Here is a 20,632-nt window from a genome sequence, read left to right as displayed (position 1 = left end):
AAAAGGTCCCATACGGGACCTTTTTATTTGTATAACGTATATAGTTATTCAAAATTAGTTTTACTAAATTTGATGGCTATATTATCTGCCAAAACCATAACGGTTAAGTGCTGTATTACCACTACCATATATAGCCATGATCTTCGCCATGAAATAGTCAGCTACTGCTAGAGAGTATGCTGCAATATCATTGTAATCAGAGTATTTTGGTGCAACATTAGTCACAGTAATGTTTTCAATAGTAGTACTAGCTTTAGGAGTAGTTAATTTATTTGTAGTAGGTGCAGGATCTGTAACAGTTACTGTAGAACCCATGGCTGGATTAACATAACCTGTTGGAGTAGATACTGGTGGACGTTGGGAATCAGTATATTTGTAGCCATAAGAAGCGTCTGCTTGTTGTGGTGCTACTGTAACAGCGCCAAAAGCAAGTACAGCTGCTGCCAAAACGATAGAGAATTGTTTTGATGCTTTCATAAAAAACCTCCAAATAACATAAAAGTATTTTATCAAAAATTATGATAACGGAGATTTATTATAAACTATCTACATAAACGCACAATGAAAGAGAGTTAATATCATTTATATTTCATTTATCACTTTATTTTGATACCTTTGAAAGCATCTTTCACCCCATCCATTTGGCGTTTTACATTATCAAAGGATGCTTTTAAATCCTCAGGAGGCTTAAAGTTATCGAGATCTTTAGACGACTCAGATGCACGTTTGCTATTTTCGCCAGCTTGCTTCATGCCAGCTTTAATCCGATCCATATTCTCATCGATCTCATCGAAGGATTCGTCGTAAAGGATAAAATTACTACCCCCATGAGATGTAATGTTAAGAGGCCCCATGGTGAGCTGCCCATTATCGATACGCAACGCATCTGTAGAAATGGTCGTAATATTCGTATTCACTGTCACATCACTAAAGGATAAATGACGTCCCTTATTGTGAAAGTTTCCTGTAATATTTTTAATTGGAATGAGCATATAATGACCTTCACCAGACCAGAAATTCCCCCATACCTCCATATCACGAGGCTTACCTTCGCTTTTAAAGTTCAAATTAGCCGATACGGGCACAACGAACTCAGGTGTTTTAAGGGCTACACTACTATCTAAATCCTTGGCTACGCCTGTAATTGTATAGGCTCTTGTATCTAGATTATATACACCTTTTGCCTCTAATTTGCCACTATATACATTAGCATTAACATTTTCAAAATTTAAAATGCCATCTTGGTACGTCACATCACCCACTACGTTTTCAAAGGTAAGCGCAGGAATACGTAAAATAGGCATCGTTACACGGCCTTTAGCCAACGGTCGATTAAAATCACCAGTTACTCGCGTCAGCAAGGTCATAGCATCGTGAATATCATCGCCAAAACCAAGAGAGGCGGGGTCCACACCTTTCACATCAAACTGTAAATCTAACTGAGGCATGCGATGCTTTAACACATCCTTTAAATCAACGCGACCTTTTAGTGTCATTCCATCACCAATAGCGGTTCCACCAAACTTACCGGTTTCCATATCAATGCGAATAGCGCGCTTACTATCAAGATGGATTTTAGCCTCTACATTCTTCATCACATAGTGACGATTTTTCTGAAAGATTTCTAGCTGATTATTTCTAAGTGTAATGGTAAGGTCCAAATGTTGACCTTCCCAATTAAAATTACGAACCTTTTTAGCCAATTCCTCTTGCCGATCTTGCGTCGTCTTTTTAGGCGGCTTAGGTCGCGGCTCCACCTCATCAAGAGGCTTATTCACATCAGGTGAGGCAGGCACGAAGTCGAGCCGGTTGTTATCATCTAAATCGACTACAATGGTCGCATCATTTAGCTCGATTCCGTTTATAGCAGAGGCCTTAAAATTCCGTGTTATTACGTCCCACATATTGACGCGAATCTTACCACTTGGAACGGTGAGCAATTCACGACCTTCTGGATCCTTCCATACCAAGTCAGTAAAGGATAATGTCCCCCACGGCGTTGCAGTTAAACTCTCTACGGTTACAGAACCACGCATCATCGTTTGCCGAGCCATAACCTCATTGAAGATAACGCCCATCCCACGACTCGCTATCGTAGCCAACACAAAGAAAATAATCGCTCCAATGGCAAGAAAAGCAGCAATGCCTTTTAGACCTTTCTTATACAATTGTTTATATTTTGTCCAATAGGAACGTATGTAATGTTTCATAGCATTATTATATCATGATGCATTTATAATTTTATTTTAATGGGGCCCTAAAACGTAGCGGCCGGTATATTGAAATGAGTGGTCTATACAACTTCGCTCCAAAGCGAGCTAAGTCGCTCATTATGTATAGACCACTCATTTCATAACGTTTGTTACAAAGGTGTCCCATTAAAATAAAATATATTCCTAAACTCTGATAATAATAATGATATGAAGCATTACTCGAAAAGAGTTAAACAGAAAAAAGACGAGGGTAAACCTCGTCTCTTTTCTATTTTAGTATTCATTTATCATGCTTCGTCGTCGGTTACGGCCTTGGTGCCTCTTGTACCTGTCCGTATACGCATCGCGTCTTCTACATCGTATACAAAAATTTTACCGTCCCCTACTTCACCAGTTTGTAATGTATTACGTGCTGTATCCATCACGAGATCCACAGGCACATCACACACAACGGTTTCAACTTTTACCATAGGAATTAAATTCACATCATATTGTTGGCCACGATATACTTCGGTATGGCCCTTTTGTAAGCCACAGCCAAAGACTTGTGACACCGTCATGCCTTGAATACCAATCTTGTTTAACGCCTCTTTTAAATCCTCTAGCTGCTCTGCACGAGCGATTATATCTACCTTTTTCATTCGTTTCATATATCTATCTCCTATGTGGTACAGAAGTACGCATTATATAACCTAACTTTCACCAATTACAGCATATATACATTCAATTGTACCTTACTATGTATCTATCACAAATTATAACAAAGACGTTTGATTGGATGAAATAAATCGACCTGAGCTTTTAAATTCAGATTGATTATAAGCACCTTCGCCATGTTCACTAATATCGATGCCAAGTGACTCAGAGCCAATGCTAACACGCATGTCCATGAAAGCGCTGACGATTTTAAAGAGTATAAATGTACCTACGATGGCAAATACATAGGCAATAATAAGTGAAAGTAATTGAGGGCCTAATAAGGAGCCACCATAGAACAATCCATTGGCCCCATCAGGATTAATCGTCGTTGTAGCCCATAAACCTGTAGCAATAGCACCCCACGTGCCGCCTACACCATGAATGCCAAAGGCATCAAGAGAATCATCGTAGCCAATACGGTTTTTAATAATGGCTACCGCTAGATAACATACAACGGCACCTACAAAGCCAATTATAATGGCCGCCATAGGCGTTACAAAACCTGCAGCAGGTGTAATGGCTACAAGGCCAGATACACCACCAGAGGCAGCCCCTAACACAGTAGGTTTACCACGGTGTATCATTTCTACTAGTACCCAACCTACAATACCAACTGCTGCAGAGATTTGTGTAGTTAACACTGCATTAGCTGCAAGGAAGCCTACGCCAAGGGCAGATCCTGCATTAAAGCCAAACCATCCAAACCATAGAATAGCAGCTCCAAGAATTGTCATCGGCAAATGGTGCGGTAGCATAGGCATGCGCCCATAACCGCGACGACGGCCTAACAGCATACATAAGGTCAATCCAGATACACCAGACAGAACATGTATCGCAAGTCCACCAGCAAAGTCTAATGCACCCAAATCACTAAGGAAGCCACCGCCCCAAATCCAATGGGCCATCGGATTGTATATAAAGATAGACCATAGCAAAGCAAATACTACAAAGGGTGCAAAGCGCATCCGCCCCGTAACAGAACCACTCATGATGGCTGGTGTAATGACAGCAAACATACATTGGAATGCTATAAAAGCAAGCTCAGGAATATGGGTATCACTTAAGATGGTTGTTTCCGCACCACCAAGGCCAAATTTACTAAAGTCGCCGATGATACCATGTAGATCATCACCAAAAATCAACGTATAGCCGATCAAAATAAACTCAACAGAGATGACGCCAATTAAAAAGAAGCTCTGCATGATCGTACCTAGCACATTTTTACTACGCGCCATCCCACCATAAAACAACGCTAAACCAGGTGTCATAAAGAATACTAAGGCAGTGCATAACAAGACCCATGCTGTGTTGCCCGTATCAATCATATTGACCATAAGAAACTCCTTTCCATACAAAAAGCGCCTTGCTCGCAGAAACTCTGCATGCAAGGCGCCGTTACCTAACTATTTTATTGTAGTAATATACATCACTACATACATCGTATATTAGATTATAATGTATGTCAACAAATTCTATAGAATTTTATTTTCAATCCCATAAATTTCTATGAAACATACTAATTATCTAAAAAAAGAGCACTCATAACGAGTGCTCTTTTAAATATTTAATAAAACAAGCTATTATGCTTTTGCTTCTTTACCGTATTTTACAAGGCTTTCAGCTTCGATTTCAGCTTGTGTACGATAATCTTGAGGAATATTGGACAAACGAATCCAGCTGCGTACAGCTTCTACCAATACGATAAGGATCATGAGGAACATAGCCGCACTGAATGCTACTAGGATCCATTTACCAGCTGGGATATAGCTATTAAATACGTTTTCAAAGTCCGCAGCGATAGCAACGATAGCCATAAGGATACAAGGAATACCTGTTACCCATGCATAACGTTTGCGACCAAGTCGCATGATAACTGTAGTACCTACAGCTAATGTCATAGTACCTAATAATTGGTTAGATACGCCGAATAAAGGCCAGATAATACCGATGTTACCTTGTAGAACTAGGTAGCCCCACAAAATACAAATTAAAGCTGCACAACCATAAACGCCAGGAGCCCAATGTTGGTCGTTGAATTTAGGATGGAAATGACCTAATAATTCTTGAAGTAAGTAACGACCTACACGAGTACCAGCATCGATCAAAGTCATGATGAACAATGCTTCGAACATGATACAGAAGTGATACCAGTAACCTAGCAAGTGATCCATGTTAGGCAATCTGGAGAAGATATGAGCCATACCTACTGCAAGGGATACGGCGCCACCAGGACGGTGCATCAAATCTTCGCCAACCATCGCAGACAAAGCTGGCAATTCATGAACTTGAAGACCTAATGCTTTGAAGGATTCAACAGTGGAGTTAATTGCGAAGTAATCATCTGGATGCAACGCAGTTGCGGCGATCAACGCCATCATAGCGATGAAGCCTTCTGTTAACATTGCACCATAACCGATAGGCAAAATTTCTTTTTCATTAGTAAGCATTTTAGGTGTTGTACCTGTTGCGATAACAGTATGGAAACCAGATAACGCACCACATGCGATAGTAATGAAGATATAAGGGAATACAGAACCTTTCAATACAGGACCGCCACCCCAGATGTAAGGAGTTACAGCTGGCATTTGAATTTCAGGCATTACGATGATAATACCAAGAGCCAATGCGCCGATTGTACCGATTTTAAGGTATGTGGACAAGTAATCACGAGGAGCAAGCAATAACCAAACTGGCAATGCTGCTGCAAAGAAACCATACACGGCAAGCATGATTTCGATGGTTTGCAAGTCATATGTAAACCAAGAAGCATATTCGCTAGCTGCTACGTTTGGACCGTAGATAATAGCTGCGAAAATCAACGCTACACCGATAATAGTTGCTTCTTGAATTTTACCAGGACGCAACCATTTCAAATAAATACCAATGAAAATAGCGATTGGAATCGTAGCAAATACGGAGAAGAAACCCCATGGGGAGTTATGCAATGCGTTAGCTACTACTACGGCCATACCAGCAAGGGTGATGATCAATAGGAACAATGTAGCAAGCATAGCACCGAAACCAGCAAATTTACTGATTTCTTCTCGTGCAATATCCGCAATAGATTTACCATCATAGCGAACGGATGCGAACAAGATAACCATGTCATGTACAGCACCGGCTAATACGGAACCGATAAGGATCCATAATGCACCAGGTAAATACCCGAACTGGGCTGCGATAACAGGACCTACAAGAGGGCCTGCACCAGCAATCGCTGCAAAGTGATGACCAAATGTTACCCATTTGTTTGTGGGCACGTAATCGTGACCATCATTGTGGACCATAGCTGGCGTTGGACGATATTCATCCAATGTTAATACTTTCGCCGCTATGAAAGCCCCATAAAAGCGGTACGCTAAAATTAGAATACACGCGGAGGCTATAACTAAGTAAATACCATTCATAACCATATAAACACCTCCAATTGTCTTGTGTGACATGGTGTTATATAAAAATATCTGATAAATCTTTTGCACATCCATGCCACATTGGCTCTCAAAACTTTTAGTACTTACAATAATATTGTATATCTAAACATAGAAGTGTCAATTATCAATTTCTCATTTTGGATGTACATTATGAGTTAAAGACATAACTAAAAAGCATTCTCCGTTACTTAGAGAATGCTTTTATCGTTTTATTTTGATAGTAATTATCTATTATCTTACTACGACTCCTGCTTCGTGAAGGGCCTTTTTAATATCTTTTATAGTTAAAACTTTGTTATGTAACAACGCCCCTACAAGAGCTCCAGTTACATTTGTTTTTGTAAATAAATCTACAAAATGCTGTATATTTCTAGCACCACCAAAGGCTGTTACAGGTACATCCACAACCTCTGCTAAAGCTTGATATAATTCAATATCAAAGCCAAGCCCCGTGCCATGCCTATCGATACTCGTTACCAATAACTCACCTGTACCATGGCCTACCGCTTCTTCTGCACATTTTACAGGATCGCCGGCAGCTACCATATTACGGAATTGAACGCCATTCTGAACACGACCATTTGCCACACTGAGGCAAGGGATAATACGAGATTGACCTTCCTATTTTTTCGCCGCTCCATAGGCTTCTGTAATATTGCCAAATGCACGCAATAGATTTAGACCTACCACACCACTTTTTTCAGGATGGAATTGCATTCCATATACTCTACCGCGCTCAACAACACCTGGTACATCGATACCATAGTTTGCAGTAGATGTAATAAACTCAGGGTCAGTATCTACATAATAGGAATGAACGAAATAGGTATATTGATCGTCTACATTGCTGAAAGCACTATCTGGATGGTGTACTGTATTTTTGTTCCACCCCATGTGAGGCACGCTAAGACCAAGGTCGCGAGGAATTTCTTTTACCGTTCCCGGAATGAGACCTAAACCTGGAGTGGGTCCATATTCTTCAGACTCTTCAAATAGTAGTTGCATACCCAAGCAAATACCTAATAGCGGTATTTCTCGTTTTACCACTTCCTGAATGACATCGACGAGGCCTCGTTCCTTGAGAACGGCTACAGCCGATGCATAGGCACCTACACCGGGTAAGAGAACACCATCAGCATTTAATATGACATTCGGATCTGCTGTTAGCACTGCATCTAGTCCGATATAGGCCAACGCTTTCTGGACATTAAATGTATTACCCGCATCATAATCTATAATGGCAATCATAATACGCTCCTTTCAACAGCCTTAATTAGTATATCTGATGTATCCTATATAGACTAATTCATGAATTCTTTTAGTATACCGCGCATAACAGCTCCATCTTGAGCCATAGGAATGGTAAGTCTCAACCAACCATCCCGTTGTCCCCGGCGCACTTGATATCCTTCTTTTAGCCAAGCATCAGCTAAGCCTTCCGCATCAGGTACAGTAAAGAAAATAAAGTTCGCTTCACTCTTATAGTAGTGAATGTTTAATTCATCAAATAGGCTCTCCCATTTTGCCCGTTCCTCTGCATTTTGAGAAACTGTTCTTCTTAAGAATGCTTGATCCTCAAAAGCAGCTTCTGCAGCCACTTGGGACAAGGTATTAAGATTATAAGGCAAGCGGATAGTTTGCATGTAATTAGCCAACTCTACAGGTGTCATCATATAGCCTACGCGATAATTAGCAAGGCCATATGCCTTGGAGAAGGTACGCATGATAGCTACATTAGGGAACTCATCTAAAAGTGCTCGTGCTGTAGGAACTGCTACAGTGGTAACAAAATCGATATATGCCTCATCGATGATGACCAATGTTTCCTTAGGTACAGCAGCTACGAATTTACGAATATCTTCAACAGACTCATAGGTTCCTGTTGGATTGTTAGGATTACAAATCCACACGAGGCGTGTTGTTTCATCCACTGCTTTCACAAGGGCAGAGAAATCATAATGACCTGTTTCAAAATCGGCCTCAACCTCGCGAATTTCAGCACCTTCCACAAGGCCATTTAATGCATACTCGGAGAAAGCAGGTACGCTTACCACGATGGAGTCGCCAGCGCTTATCAATGTTTTATTGACCATAGCGATGACCTCATCGAGGCCTACACCAATAACAAGTTGTTCTGGTTGTACCTTCCAATACTCTGCTAATTTTAGGCGCAAATCAGTGGCATTCCCATCAGGATAATAGTTAGCATCATTATATGTTACATAGCTAAGGATAGCCTCGCGCACCAATGGAGAGGTGCCGTACGGATTTTCATTGGCAGACAAACGCACCAATCGATCCACACCGAGGCGTTCCTTTACCGCTGCAGCTGGTTCCTCAGGTATATAGGGTTTCAATGTGCGAATTATCTCTTTCATAAGCTATCCTTTCTAACTATTTTCTTAACGTATATATTCATTATAAATTTGTAATTTCTGGGCGATCTGTAGTCTTGCTCACTACACCTTCACGGCTCGCAAGTTCTGCCTCGATGGCTTCGTAAGGAATATTTTTCTCTGCTAGTAATACTAGTAAGTGATACAATACATCAGCCGTTTCGTATATCAATTCTTGAGGATCCTCGTTCTTTGCAGCGATAACAACTTCAGTAGCCTCTTCGCCTACCTTTTTCAAGATTTTATCGAGCCCTTTATCAAATAAGTAATTTGTATAAGAACCTTCCTTTGGCTGTGCCTTGCGGTTCTTAATAATTTCGTATAATTCGTTCAATGTTTGCTGTGCCATATATAACTCCGTTACATCTCTTATATTTATATTCTCTTTTGTCTATCCTATTGTGCCGATTCCATTGACTGCCATTATTGTTCTCTTATGGGCCGCTATGCTTCTACATCATTAAAGAAACAGCTTGTACGCCCCGTATGACATGCAGGGCCTTCCGGCTTAACTTGAATGAGCAACGTATCACCATCGCAATCGAGGGCCATACTCACCACATGTTGCACATTGCCGCTCGTACCGCCCTTGTGCCATAGCTCCTGACGAGAACGAGACCAAAACCACGTTTCCTTTGTCTCTAGTGTTTTGTGAAAGCTTTCTTCGTTCATCCACGCCACCATGAGCACATCTTTTGTATCTGCATCTTGTACAACCGTTGGCAATAAGCCATTTCCCTTTTCAAAATCAGGTTTCATATATTAATCCTTTATGAAAATAATCGTTTTAAAACTCAGTGTTTTATTAGTATCGTTACCATAGCCTTTTATGTACTGCCTTCAAGTATCTTTAAATACTGTAATTATTTAAAAACGTATGTATGAAAGCTACTTTCTATCGTACAGTAATGCCGTGAGCTCGTAATTCATCTTTGAGTTCTGGAATTTTAATCTCCCCAAAGTGGAAGATCGATGCCGCCAGTGCACCGGTAACACCAGTTTGCTTAAAGAGGTCAACAAAGTCCTGAACCTTACCTGCACCACCAGATGCGATGATAGGTACATCTACAACGGCTTCAATTGCCTTATATAGTTCAATATCAAAACCAGATTTTGTACCGTCCTTGTCCATACTCGTTACAAGCAGTTCTCCGGCCCCACGAGATACAGCCTCCTTAGCCCAATCAAGAGCCGTCCATTCGGTACGGTTACGACCGCCGTGAGTATAGACATACCATTCACCAGTTTCTTCGTCTGTTTTTACATCGATGGCTACTACCATGCATTGATTGCCAAACTTTTGAGCCCCTTCTGAAATAAGTTCAGGATTAGCAAGGGCTGCAGAGTTCAAGGACACCTTGTCGGCACCAGCTTTCAATAAAGCCGTCATATCATCGATACTCTTAATGCCGCCACCAACAGTGAGAGGCATAAATACTTGGGATGAAATCTCTTGCACCACATCGCGCATGGTGGTCCGTGCATCAACAGTGGCCGTAATATCTAGAAAGACAAGCTCGTCCGCTTGTTGTTGCTCATAGGATGCTGCAATATCTACGGGACTGCCAACATCCACGAGATTAACAAAGTTAACCCCTTTTTTTACGCGCCCATCATCCACATCTAGGCACGGAATGATCCGTTTCGCTAACATAATGCTCCTCTCCATTGAGTACTACTCAATATATTATCTGTTATGCCCCTACATAAGTTATAAGCTAAAAAATATTAGATATTAGATATACCTTATAACTCATTAAACTAAGAGCGTATACTACATGGTCAATTCTATTAGTTTTGCTGGTTATACTCAGCGATTTCTTCTAATGTAATCGTTCCTTCATATAGCGCTTTACCGACGATACTATCCATGACGCCTTTTGCTTCAAGGGACTTAATATCTTCTAAATTACGAACACCACCAGAGGCAACGATACGAGCTGTAGGGAATGTTTTTTGCAAATTGCTGAGCAAGTCTTCGTTAGCCCCCTGCATGGTACCGTCGCGGTCCACATCAGTAACGATAAAGTACTTTGCTCCGCCTTCAATCATAGCGCCGATTAAATCGGTCATAGGCACATCGGATTGATCGAGCCAACCTTCAGCAGCGACCTTTCCATTTTTACCGTCTACACCGATAACGATACGCTCTGCACCATATTCAGCGATAACCTGTTTCGTAAGCTCAGGATTTTTAAGGGCTACAGAACCTAAGATAACTCTGTCTACGCCTAAACCTAAATAAAGGTCAACAGCCACTTTATCGCGGATGCCACCACCGATTTCAAGGATGCCTGTGAAAGCCTGACGCACTGCTTTTACAATGTCCACATTAACAGGCTTACCTGCCTTAGCACCGTCTAAATCGACGAGGTGGAGTGCGCCTACCTTGGCATCTTCATATTGTTTTGCTTGGTCCACTGGATCTGGATTGATAACAGTTTCCTGCGCGAAGTCACCTTTATAGAGGCGAACGCTGCGACCATCTTGTAAATCTATAGCTGGAAAAATCATAGGTTCTCCTTTATTAAATGACTGTATTAAATAACACCCTTTGTGGAGTTTACCCCTTGAATATCTGGGTTAATCGTAACGGCCTTGCGCAATGCGCGACCTGTAGCCTTAAACATGCTTTCAATAATGTGGTGCGTGTTGCGACCATATAGATTGCGAACATGTAAATTCATAGCAGCGCTCATAGCAAGAGCTTGAAAGAAATCCTCCACTAGCTCTGTTTCAAAGTTGCCCCCAAGAACTGGAGTGCTCCATTCACCTTGGAATACAAGGTACGGACGGCCGCTCAAGTCGATTACAACTTGTGTTAGTGCTTCGTCCATAGGAACCCAGGCATCGCCGTAACGCTCGATGCCAGCCTTATCGCCAAGGGCTTTCACCAAAGCCTGACCTAACGCCAGTCCGATGTCCTCAACGGTGTGGTGAGCATCTACGTATGTATCGCCCTTTGCCTCAACCACGAGGCCAAAGCGGCCGTGTTTTGCCAGCAGCGTCAACATGTGGTCAAAAAATCCAATCCCTGTGGAGATGGAGCTCGTTTGTGCCCCATCAAGGGTAAGTTCTACTGTAATATCTGTTTCTTGCGTGGTGCGTTGCACCGTACCTGTGCGTATCATAACGACCTCTATACTCCAAATCTATTGTTACAATCTATATTTCTAATTGCTATTTCAATCTATGTTTAAATCAGTATTTAAATATAGACTCCAAATATATAATCTAATCTATTTATATACACTATTTTTCAAAGCGTACTTCGATGGCACGAGCATGTGCTTCAAGGCCTTCTGTACGAGCTAATGTAGTAATGTGTGTTGCCACTTCTTCTAACCGTTCTTTTGTAAATTGTGTAAAGGATGTACGTTTTACGAAATCATATACACCAAGTGGAGAGGAGAAGCGTGCTGTACCACTTGTTGGCAATACGTGATTTGTACCGCCTACGTAGTCACCCAATGGTTCAGATGCATAGGCACCGAGGAATACGGAGCCTGCATTTTGAACGAGGCTCATATAGTTCATTGGATCTGGTAATTGGATTTCTAAATGCTCTGGCGCTACTTCGTTCATGACCGTAAACATGTCTTCAACGCTGTCCATAACGGCAATATAACTGTTATTTTCAATAGCTGGACGAGCGATGCTTTCACGAGGCAACAATTTCAATTGACGTTCTACCTCATCGGATACAGCATTTGCCAAGCTTTCACTAGTAGTAACCATAATAGCGCGCGCCCGAGGATCATGTTCCGCTTGGGACAAGAGGTCTGCGGCGAGATGAACTGGATTAGCACTGTCGTCAGCAATAACACCGATTTCGCTAGGGCCCGCAATCATGTCGATATCGACTTGACCAAATACTTGGCGTTTTGCAGTGGCTACGTAAATATTACCAGGGCCTACGATTTTATCGACCTTTGGAATGCTTTCAGTACCATATGCAAGAGCTGCTACACCTTGAGCGCCACCAACTTGGTATACCGCATCAACGCCAGCAAGCTTAGCTGCACCTAGTACAGCAGGGTTGATGCCGTCCTTTTGAGGAGGTGTAACCATAACGATTTCTTTAACGCCTGCAATTTTAGCTGGCAACGCAGTCATGATAATAGTAGAAGGATATGCTGCAGTACCGCCAGGAACGTAAAGGCCAACGCGAGCCAATGGAATCACCTTTTGACCGCGAATGATGCCCGGTGTATCCATATCTACAAAGCCTTGCTCAATTTCACGGCTGTGGAACTCAGTAATATTAGCCTTTGCCTTTAATAATGCGGCCTTTAAATCATCAGATAAGGACTCATAAGCAGCGTCGATTTCCTCTTGAGGCACCTTGAAGTCTTCGATGGATACACCATCGAATTTTTCAGAGTATGCTTTTAATGCCGCATCACCATTGGCGCGAACATCAGCAATGATATCGTACACGCGGCGTTCAATTTCCATATCTGTAGTTTGTTGCGTATAATTTCGCACGATACCGAGCATCGTATCTAATGTTTCCTTATAAATTTTCATGTCATGTCCTTCTTCCTATATGCTATTCGCACTATTAGTTCTATCTCTTATTTATTAATGGCTTCTGAAAGCTGGTCTATAAGTTTGAAAATGGTATTACGCTTTTGTTTTAATGCCAATGGATTAGCTACTAAGCGAGTAGAAATCTTTTGTAACCAGTCAAAGATTTCTAAGTTGTTTTCACGCAATGTTGTGCCCGTTTCTGTAATATCTACGATGGCATCAGCGAGACCTACTAGAGGCGCCAACTCAACAGAGCCTTCAATTTTGATGATTTCCACATCTTGAGCACCAAAGTACTGTTTTGTAATGGTTGGATACTTTGTACCAATACGTTGGCGGCGACCTTCTTTAGGATCATAGCCTTCCAAAGAGGCCAAGATAAATTGGCATTTACCAGTTTGTAAATCTAGCATTTCATAGCTTGTATCATCTTGTTCGTCTAGTACATCACTACCAACGATGCCGAGGTCTACAACGCCATTCTTCAAATATGTTGTTACGTCAGGACCTTTAGCGAGGATAACCTCTATAGCATCGCCCAACGGAATGATGAGCTTACGCGCCTTGTTGCGCAACGGCTCACAATCGATACCGCATGATTCCAAGAGAGGAATGAAATCCTTCTCGACACGGCCCTTTGTAAGAGCTATACGCAATTTGCCATTATCTTGATTGTTGCTTTCACCATTCAAGGTAACATCTGTCAACACATCAATATTAAAAGCCATTCCCACCGCAGGCATCGGCGTACCATCAAAGCTAGAGAGCAAGCCATCATAACGGCCGCCGCTGACGATGTATTGAGATACGCCATCCACGTAGCCTCTAAAGGTGAGGCCTGTGTAATAAGATTGAAGCGGTTCTGTAGACACGTCGATACGAACCTGTTGGCCTGTTTGAGCCACTTGGTTAGCCATATCGACGAGATTGTCTAAAATGCGTTGCGCCGCTGCTGGCAAGATGATTTGGTTGAGCTCATCTTTAATATCTCGGACCGTGCCAAACAAGCGAGGCCATACAGTTAAGAATGGATATAACGCACTATTTTTAAAGTCGGAAATCAACTCGTTGTAACGAGGTAAATATTTAGTAAACAAAGCGTCTAATAGCTCTGTTCGTTCCTCATCACTAAGGCCTAGCGCATCGGTGATAGCGCGAGAGAAACGAGCATCCCCAATTTCTAATAGCAAATTATTACCAAGTTGCGTTTCATTTACCTCTTTAATGATGGCGAAGCACTCTTGCTCGGCTTCAATACCTTCATAGCCAACCATCTCGATGCCACCTTGCGTTACTTGGTTCACATCACCACGGTGCTTTTTATTTTTCATGAACACATCGCCTAAGTAGTAGAACGTGCGAGGCAATTCAATATTTGTGGTGGCCAAAAAACGACCGATTGGCATGGTCAAATCAGGACGAATTACAACGGACTCATCAGAACTATCCATGAACTCATACATATGCTGACCGCGCCCCATGGCATAGCCATTAAATACATCCTTGTACTCCACAAGAGGCGTAGAGATCTTGGTGTATTGACAGCTACGACATAGACCGAGCACATATTGGCTTACATCATCCTTGCGCTCTGCTACGGCCCCTATATCATCACGGAACCCCGTAGGTAATTGCTGCTGTACCATCGTAAACATCCTTTCTATCATTTCATTTCTCATGTCTGTGAAAGCATCATATAATCAGTTTCAAACGAGTTAAATGGCTTTCATTTATCTATGAGAAAAAATTTACCTATATCGATACTTTTCTATTTTATCGCTTTATCTAGTTAAAGTATGAAATTATAATATAACGGTTCTATAGAATTGTCAATAGAACCGTTATGATTTCACGTTATTAATATAAAGATAACACGGCTATAGCTTATATCCGCTTATAGATTATAGTTAAATACATGTAATTAAAGATCAGTTTTGCCGTTGTAACGATAGATATATAGACTTATCAACTTCATCTAAGTCTTCAATCTTATACTTCGTTTTGCTTTCATCAAAATGATAATACTTCCGAACATGATCTAATAAAGCTTTAGACTCTTGATTTTGTTTGGAGAAGAATAGAATACAATTCATATTACTATCAAAGACAATCATATTATCCTTACATAATAAGTATAAATACGAGCTTTCACCCTTATTTTTCACTACATAGGCATCAAAAGGATATGGAAACTTAGAGTTAGAAAAACTAGTATCAGATGCAATAAATTGACTACCCAATTTGCTAATATGTAACTCATGTTTAGGCCCAAATTCTAAAGCTACACTGCGCCCAACTAGCTCACCTGATGATGGTTCATGATAAAACATATAAGCTATAAAAGCTGCTATTAGAGTAATCAGAATAATAATCCCAAACAACAATTTTCTCATCAATCTATCCCCAGATACGTTCTATATCTGCTATGCTATGTGCATCAGAGCCCAATACAAATGGCACGCCAATAACAGCAGCCATGCCTTGGATAAAGCGGCTTGGATACATTTCACGGCAGTCTGGTTTAAAGAAGCCACTCATGTTGTAGTCTAGTTCGCGCCCTTGTACGCGCATAATATGTAAGATATCGCTTACCACCTGTGCATTGCGGCGATCCAAGTGACGCTCAAAGCCAAAGTGGTGTTGGTATTTCTTAATTAAATCAAAGTGACCAATTCGTTTTGGCGTATATTCACCGAGGTCAGCACGTACGGCTTGGCGTACGGTGGAGTAATATTTGTAATATAACTCATATTGCTTTTGAATCCACGGACCAAAGCCACGCTCAAATTCTTCAGGGCTGTAGTCTAAGCAATAAAAGGCATTATTCACACCTTCCATAAAGTGAACAGATAAAATATTATCATCCGTCAACGGACCATAACGATCGAGGAACTCTTGAATATCCGTCTCAAAGCCTGGAATGTAATCCACTTCAAAGCCAAGGGAGATGTCGATATGAGTGCCATAAGCACGTTGCAATTGACGGCCTAATTCTAGATAGGAATCTACTTGATTCAATTTCAAAGACGCTGTGTCATAAGCCTTTTGGTCACCGCCGTATTCAACAGCAAAAGCCTTTGGCAATGGTGCATGTTCAGTGAGGCACACCTTTTCAATGCGCAACTCAATAGCCTTTTCGATCATCATTGCAGTGCGGTCCCCACTACCATGGGGACACAATTCTGTATGTACATGACCGTCCACAAGTCGGCTGCGATACTTACTGTACCCAACGAACTGCCGTTCATCTTTCATGTTCATTCAATCACCCTATTCGCCCTAACCCGTAGCGAACCCTTATCTATCATCTGTACATTTAGTCTGTAATTTAATATCTACGTTTTATTATACCAATAATGCGTATGTTTCGGTATCCTGATATTTACCATGTTTGAAACCAACTTGCGGTGTTAGACCACAGTAGGTGAATCCAAACCGTTCATGCAATGCTGTACTTGTCGCATTTCCCGCCGTAATAACAGACACTACAGTATGTAATGTTTCCGTTTCTTTTGCGTGGTCTAAAATATGAGCCATCAACTTAGATGCCACGCCCTTACCTCTATAATCTTCGTGGATGTAAATAGATAATTCGACGGTACTTTTGAAAGCATCCTTTGTTCTATATGGTGAAAGCGATGCATAACCTACAACTACATCATCTATAAGGCCTACAAAAATGCAGTGCTCAGAAGTTTGATGTGCCTCATACCACTCCTGCCACTCTGGCAACGTACGGGGCTCAAGATCAAGGGTGGCTACACCGTTCACAACCTCGTAATTGTAAATATCTAAACAAGATGCTATATCATCCTTTGTAATTGGTCGTATTGCTAATTCACTCATAAGAATTCCTCAAAATTGTTGGTATCCAAAATCCGGTATCCGAAACTAAAATTATTTCTATATTATATCTATATAACATAATATATAAAAATAACGCTAACACGCAAGAAAAAGGACGAGTTGCAACTCGTCCTTTTCTGTTATATTGTAGATAATTTTGTACGCTTTACTACCTATCAATAGTATACCATAAACAGATTTTTAAAAGATAATCAAAAGACACCAAGAAATTTCGCCCTTTCTAGGTGTCTTTTCAGGTGTACCAATTGAGGCACCCCATACTCTTCAAGTTAATTATAACACAATTAACTCTATGAATCTGTCTAGTTTATCTATTACACAATTACGAATAGTAGTACAGTAATAGCAATCAATGCACCAATTACAGCGTAGTCCATAGTTTTCAATCCCACAGATGCAGCAAAGCTATGTGTTGGACCACCAAAGCCACGTAGTTCTAGAGAGAGCGCCATTGTTTCGGAGCGGCCCAAGGATTTTAAGAGCAATGGTTGAATAACAGATGCATAGGATTTGATGCGTTTAATGAAGTTGCCTTCTAAGGATAGCCCACGGCACGCTTGTGCCTCTTGTACAGCATGGCTTTCAGCAATGAAGTCAGGCACAAAGCGAAGTGCTGCCGTGAACATAAATGCATATTCATAAGGAATTTTGCATTGTGTTACGAGCGCTGCTGTAAGGTCTTGCAATTTTGTAGTTGCCAATAGACAGATAAACACAAGTGTCATGGCAAGCATACGCAAGCCGGATACGATAGCAGATGTTATATCGCCACTGCCGAGGAATTGAATGATGCCAAGGAATACGGCAAAACTAGTCAATGCCATTACGGCCTTACGTTGTTTGATCAATAAACCTGCAACAAATAACACGACAAGTTCTACAACGACTAAGGCCAATAGAGATACCCAGTCGCGTAATAGAATGGCCCACACGGATACAGCGAGGGTCATCAAGATTTTTGTTAACGGTACTAAACGTTCCATATGTCCCTCCTATTTTCTGCCCAACTGAGCCACTAACTTAGATTTCAATTCATCCATGGATTTGCAATAGCCTAGGGATGGCACCGCTAGTGAAAGTTCCACACTTGGCGGTTTTGTAAGGCCTAAGTCTTGCAATTCATCCGTAGATTTCTTGAATAATTCTTCTGGAGAACCATCAAAGGCAACGGTTTGGTTACCCATGATGAGTGCACGGCTACATTTGCTAGCCATGATTTCCATATCATGTGTAATGAGAAGGATCGTAATGCCCTCTTGATTAAGTTGACGCAATAGTGCTAACAACTCTTTAGTTTCCTTACCATCTTGACCACTTGTTGGTTCGTCGAGGATGAGGATTTTAGATTGCATTGCTAGTGCAGAAGCGATAGCAACGCGTTGCTTTTCACCGCGGCGCAATGTTGGAGGATAGGCTTCACGTAAGTGAGCGATACCTGTACGTTCCAACACTTCATCAACGATGCGTTTCACTTCGGATTTACTGCGACCTAGTGATTCAGGACCGAAAGCAACCTCTGTGGCTACTGTTGGTCTGAACATTTGGCGATCTGGTTGTTGGAATACATAACCAATAAATTGACCACGTTTAGATGGCGGCATAGACGTAATATCCGTACCATTATAGTACATGCGGCCTTCGCTAGCCTTTTCAAGACCAACGAGCAAACGAGTGATAGTCGTTTTACCACAACCATTGCGACCGCCGATGGCAATATATTCGCCCCCTTCGATGGTGAAAGTCACATCACGGAAGATGTCTACGGATGGCACATAGCCAAAGCGGATATTTTCAACCTTAAGCATGAGCGCCACCGTCCTTTCCTTGTACATCATCAACGCGTTGAATCGGTTTTCTATCTTCTACTACAGTAGTATTTGTTTGGTTATTGGCAGAGTTACTTTCACCATGCACCTCAGTTTGAATGGCGTGAGCCATTTCAATTTGGTGCAAGCCCTTGATAGCAGACTCGATGCTAAGCCAAGGCTCATCGCTGTGGAAGCCCGCTTGTTCAAGTTCCATATACGTAGTGAACACAGATGGCAACGCATCAACGTGAATATTGTGTTCGTACATGTAACGAAGCGTAGTTGGTACATCGTCATCACATGCAATAGAGCCATCCACCATGAGAGCCATGCGGTTTGCATATGGCAATACTGCGTGTAAGTCATGATCGATAACGACAACGGTAATACCGTGTTTCTTGTTCAAATCACCTACGAGGCGATATAATTCGGCAGTCCCATCTGGGTCGAGGGAGCTCGTTGGTTCATCAAGAACAAGAACAGTTGGGTTCGTAGCCAATACGGAAGCAATCGCCAAACGTTGGCGTTGACCACCGGATAGACTAGTAATTTTGCGATCTTCTAAGCCGATAAGACCAACTTGTGCAAACACCTCTTCAGAACGTGCTTTAATGGTTTCACGGTCATAACCGCGATTTTCCATGGCAAAGGCCACTTCTTCACGAACTGTCATCGTTACGAGTTGAGTGTCGTAATCGGCGAGAACCACACCGATATGGTTCGCTAACTCTGGAATTTCCATTTGCGTAGTCGCTTTACCATCTACGAACACCATGCCTTCAAGGCGGCCGCCGTAGAATTTAGGTACAGCCCCTACCATAGCCATGCAAAGGGTACTTTTACCACAACCGGCAGGACCAGTCACAACGAGGAAGTCACCATCATGTACATCGAGATTGATGTTTTCAAGAGATGGTGTAGTCGCCTTAGGATGGTAGTAATTTACGTGTTCAATGGAAATTTTAGCTTGGCGCTCAGGCAAGATCGTCATATGACTATGGTCAGACGTCAATTGATCTGTACTTGGCAACATGCCGCGTTTAGAGAATAGACGTTGCGCCGGAATGTACAAGATTGGTGTAATGGCACCATTCAAAGCGCCTACGATAAGAACCATCGGCCACATACCATACATATATACATTGTCTGGTAAGTCCAATACTTTCCACAAGATGGTAACGAAGATACCGCCAGATACAACAGTCGCTAAGAAGCCAGATAGGATTGGCGTTAAATCAAAGCCACCGATTTTACGGAACTTCACGGACAACATAGCGCGCGTCACGAGAGCTGCGGTCAAAGCACCACCTGGTTCAGACAACAAGTTGCCGTAAGGGAATGCTGACTTAGATGTCAATACGTTAATGAGGGCCGCTACAAGGCCAATCCCCAATGTTTGGCTCAAACTAGGACGTGTCAATAAAATAGCTACGCAGTACGTAGCAATTGTCCAGTTCGGCGTTACCCCAGCCACACTAGGGCTCACCAAATGCAATATCGTGCCCAATGCGAGCATCAATGTGCTGACAGTAACCCATCTAAACTGGCCACCCTGCACATGCGTGTACACAAGATCTTGAATCCGTTCCATAAATAGCCTCTTTTCTAAAAATGAATATATAGTGTCTATTGTAACATTCTTCAGAGATTTGTGAAAGGCAAGATACTATTATAGATAGTATGTT

Annotated in this window: 21 protein-coding genes; all 21 read right to left on the bottom strand. The window is 41.8% G+C overall.

Annotated elements, in window-relative coordinates; translation table 11 throughout:
- Nucleotides 1-81: 81 nt before the first annotated feature.
- Nucleotides 82-477 carry a hypothetical protein gene (locus tag ACSV5T_RS04940; protein ID WP_119206577.1) on the bottom strand — a complete coding sequence of 132 codons (396 nt, stop codon included), beginning with the start codon at nt 475-477 and terminating at the stop codon, nt 82-84.
- Between the two features lie 119 nt (nt 478-596).
- Nucleotides 597-2,210: a membrane biogenesis protein AsmA gene (locus ACSV5T_RS04935; protein WP_438320419.1), complete on the bottom strand. Its 1,614-nt coding sequence runs from the start codon at nt 2,208-2,210 to the stop codon at nt 597-599.
- 290 nt (nt 2,211-2,500) lie between these two features.
- Nucleotides 2,501-2,863 carry a P-II family nitrogen regulator gene (locus tag ACSV5T_RS04930; RefSeq protein WP_105086369.1) on the bottom strand — a complete coding sequence of 121 codons (363 nt, stop codon included), beginning with the start codon at nt 2,861-2,863 and terminating at the stop codon, nt 2,501-2,503.
- 105 nt (nt 2,864-2,968) lie between these two features.
- Nucleotides 2,969-4,246 (bottom strand): ammonium transporter, encoded by a 1,278-nt coding sequence (locus ACSV5T_RS04925; RefSeq protein WP_438320418.1) that lies wholly within the window; start codon nt 4,244-4,246, stop codon nt 2,969-2,971.
- Between the two features lie 246 nt (nt 4,247-4,492).
- A complete protein-coding gene (locus ACSV5T_RS04920; protein WP_105094545.1) occupies nt 4,493-6,325 on the bottom strand; it encodes a carbon starvation CstA family protein in 1,833 nt (610 codons plus the stop codon).
- A 249-nt stretch (nt 6,326-6,574) separates the two neighbouring features.
- Nucleotides 6,575-6,931 carry a HisA/HisF-related TIM barrel protein gene (locus ACSV5T_RS04915; RefSeq protein ID WP_438320417.1) on the bottom strand — a complete coding sequence of 119 codons (357 nt, stop codon included), beginning with the start codon at nt 6,929-6,931 and terminating at the stop codon, nt 6,575-6,577.
- A 33-nt stretch (nt 6,932-6,964) separates the two neighbouring features.
- Nucleotides 6,965-7,591, bottom strand: a complete 627-nt coding sequence (gene hisH, locus ACSV5T_RS04910; protein ID WP_156719374.1) for an imidazole glycerol phosphate synthase subunit HisH — start codon at nt 7,589-7,591, stop codon at nt 6,965-6,967.
- 53 nt (nt 7,592-7,644) lie between these two features.
- Nucleotides 7,645-8,721, bottom strand: a complete 1,077-nt coding sequence (gene hisC / locus ACSV5T_RS04905; protein ID WP_438320416.1) for a histidinol-phosphate transaminase — start codon at nt 8,719-8,721, stop codon at nt 7,645-7,647.
- Nucleotides 8,722-8,761: 40 nt separating this feature from the next.
- Complete coding sequence (gene hisE / locus ACSV5T_RS04900; protein ID WP_005387497.1) at nt 8,762-9,088, bottom strand: phosphoribosyl-ATP diphosphatase; 327 nt, start codon at nt 9,086-9,088, stop codon at nt 8,762-8,764.
- Nucleotides 9,089-9,183: 95 nt separating this feature from the next.
- The gene (gene hisI, locus ACSV5T_RS04895; RefSeq protein WP_295203942.1) at nt 9,184-9,498 is read right to left on the bottom strand and encodes a phosphoribosyl-AMP cyclohydrolase; all 315 of its coding nucleotides are present in this window, start codon (nt 9,496-9,498) and stop codon (nt 9,184-9,186) included.
- Between the two features lie 136 nt (nt 9,499-9,634).
- Nucleotides 9,635-10,393: an imidazole glycerol phosphate synthase subunit HisF gene (gene hisF, locus ACSV5T_RS04890; protein ID WP_438320415.1), complete on the bottom strand. Its 759-nt coding sequence runs from the start codon at nt 10,391-10,393 to the stop codon at nt 9,635-9,637.
- Between the two features lie 137 nt (nt 10,394-10,530).
- Nucleotides 10,531-11,253 (bottom strand): 1-(5-phosphoribosyl)-5-[(5-phosphoribosylamino)methylideneamino]imidazole-4-carboxamide isomerase, encoded by a 723-nt coding sequence (hisA, locus tag ACSV5T_RS04885; protein WP_438320414.1) that lies wholly within the window; start codon nt 11,251-11,253, stop codon nt 10,531-10,533.
- Between the two features lie 26 nt (nt 11,254-11,279).
- The gene (gene hisB / locus ACSV5T_RS04880; RefSeq protein ID WP_296003665.1) at nt 11,280-11,870 is read right to left on the bottom strand and encodes an imidazoleglycerol-phosphate dehydratase HisB; all 591 of its coding nucleotides are present in this window, start codon (nt 11,868-11,870) and stop codon (nt 11,280-11,282) included.
- A 121-nt stretch (nt 11,871-11,991) separates the two neighbouring features.
- A complete protein-coding gene (gene hisD, locus ACSV5T_RS04875; protein WP_316119627.1) occupies nt 11,992-13,269 on the bottom strand; it encodes a histidinol dehydrogenase in 1,278 nt (425 codons plus the stop codon).
- 47 nt (nt 13,270-13,316) lie between these two features.
- Complete coding sequence (hisG, locus tag ACSV5T_RS04870) at nt 13,317-14,918, bottom strand: ATP phosphoribosyltransferase (RefSeq protein WP_316061997.1); 1,602 nt, start codon at nt 14,916-14,918, stop codon at nt 13,317-13,319.
- 282 nt (nt 14,919-15,200) lie between these two features.
- The gene (locus tag ACSV5T_RS04865) at nt 15,201-15,602 is read right to left on the bottom strand and encodes a hypothetical protein (RefSeq protein ID WP_438320413.1); all 402 of its coding nucleotides are present in this window, start codon (nt 15,600-15,602) and stop codon (nt 15,201-15,203) included.
- 67 nt (nt 15,603-15,669) lie between these two features.
- A complete protein-coding gene (hisJ, locus tag ACSV5T_RS04860) occupies nt 15,670-16,533 on the bottom strand; it encodes a histidinol-phosphatase HisJ (protein ID WP_438320412.1) in 864 nt (287 codons plus the stop codon).
- An 84-nt stretch (nt 16,534-16,617) separates the two neighbouring features.
- Nucleotides 16,618-17,118 carry an N-acetyltransferase family protein gene (locus ACSV5T_RS04855; RefSeq protein ID WP_438320411.1) on the bottom strand — a complete coding sequence of 167 codons (501 nt, stop codon included), beginning with the start codon at nt 17,116-17,118 and terminating at the stop codon, nt 16,618-16,620.
- A 335-nt stretch (nt 17,119-17,453) separates the two neighbouring features.
- Nucleotides 17,454-18,122 (bottom strand): energy-coupling factor transporter transmembrane component T, encoded by a 669-nt coding sequence (locus ACSV5T_RS04850; protein WP_438320410.1) that lies wholly within the window; start codon nt 18,120-18,122, stop codon nt 17,454-17,456.
- Between the two features lie 9 nt (nt 18,123-18,131).
- The gene (locus ACSV5T_RS04845) at nt 18,132-18,944 is read right to left on the bottom strand and encodes an energy-coupling factor ABC transporter ATP-binding protein (RefSeq protein ID WP_438320409.1); all 813 of its coding nucleotides are present in this window, start codon (nt 18,942-18,944) and stop codon (nt 18,132-18,134) included.
- Complete coding sequence (locus ACSV5T_RS04840; protein ID WP_438320408.1) at nt 18,937-20,538, bottom strand: energy-coupling factor ABC transporter ATP-binding protein; 1,602 nt, start codon at nt 20,536-20,538, stop codon at nt 18,937-18,939. The genes ACSV5T_RS04845 and ACSV5T_RS04840 overlap by 8 nt, the downstream gene beginning before the upstream one ends.
- Nucleotides 20,539-20,632 lie beyond the last annotated feature (94 nt).

Source organism: Veillonella sp. ZSJB6, from assembly GCF_051549505.1.
GTDB lineage: Bacteria > Bacillota > Negativicutes > Veillonellales > Veillonellaceae > Veillonella.
This window is presented reverse-complemented; position numbering and strand designations above follow the sequence as displayed.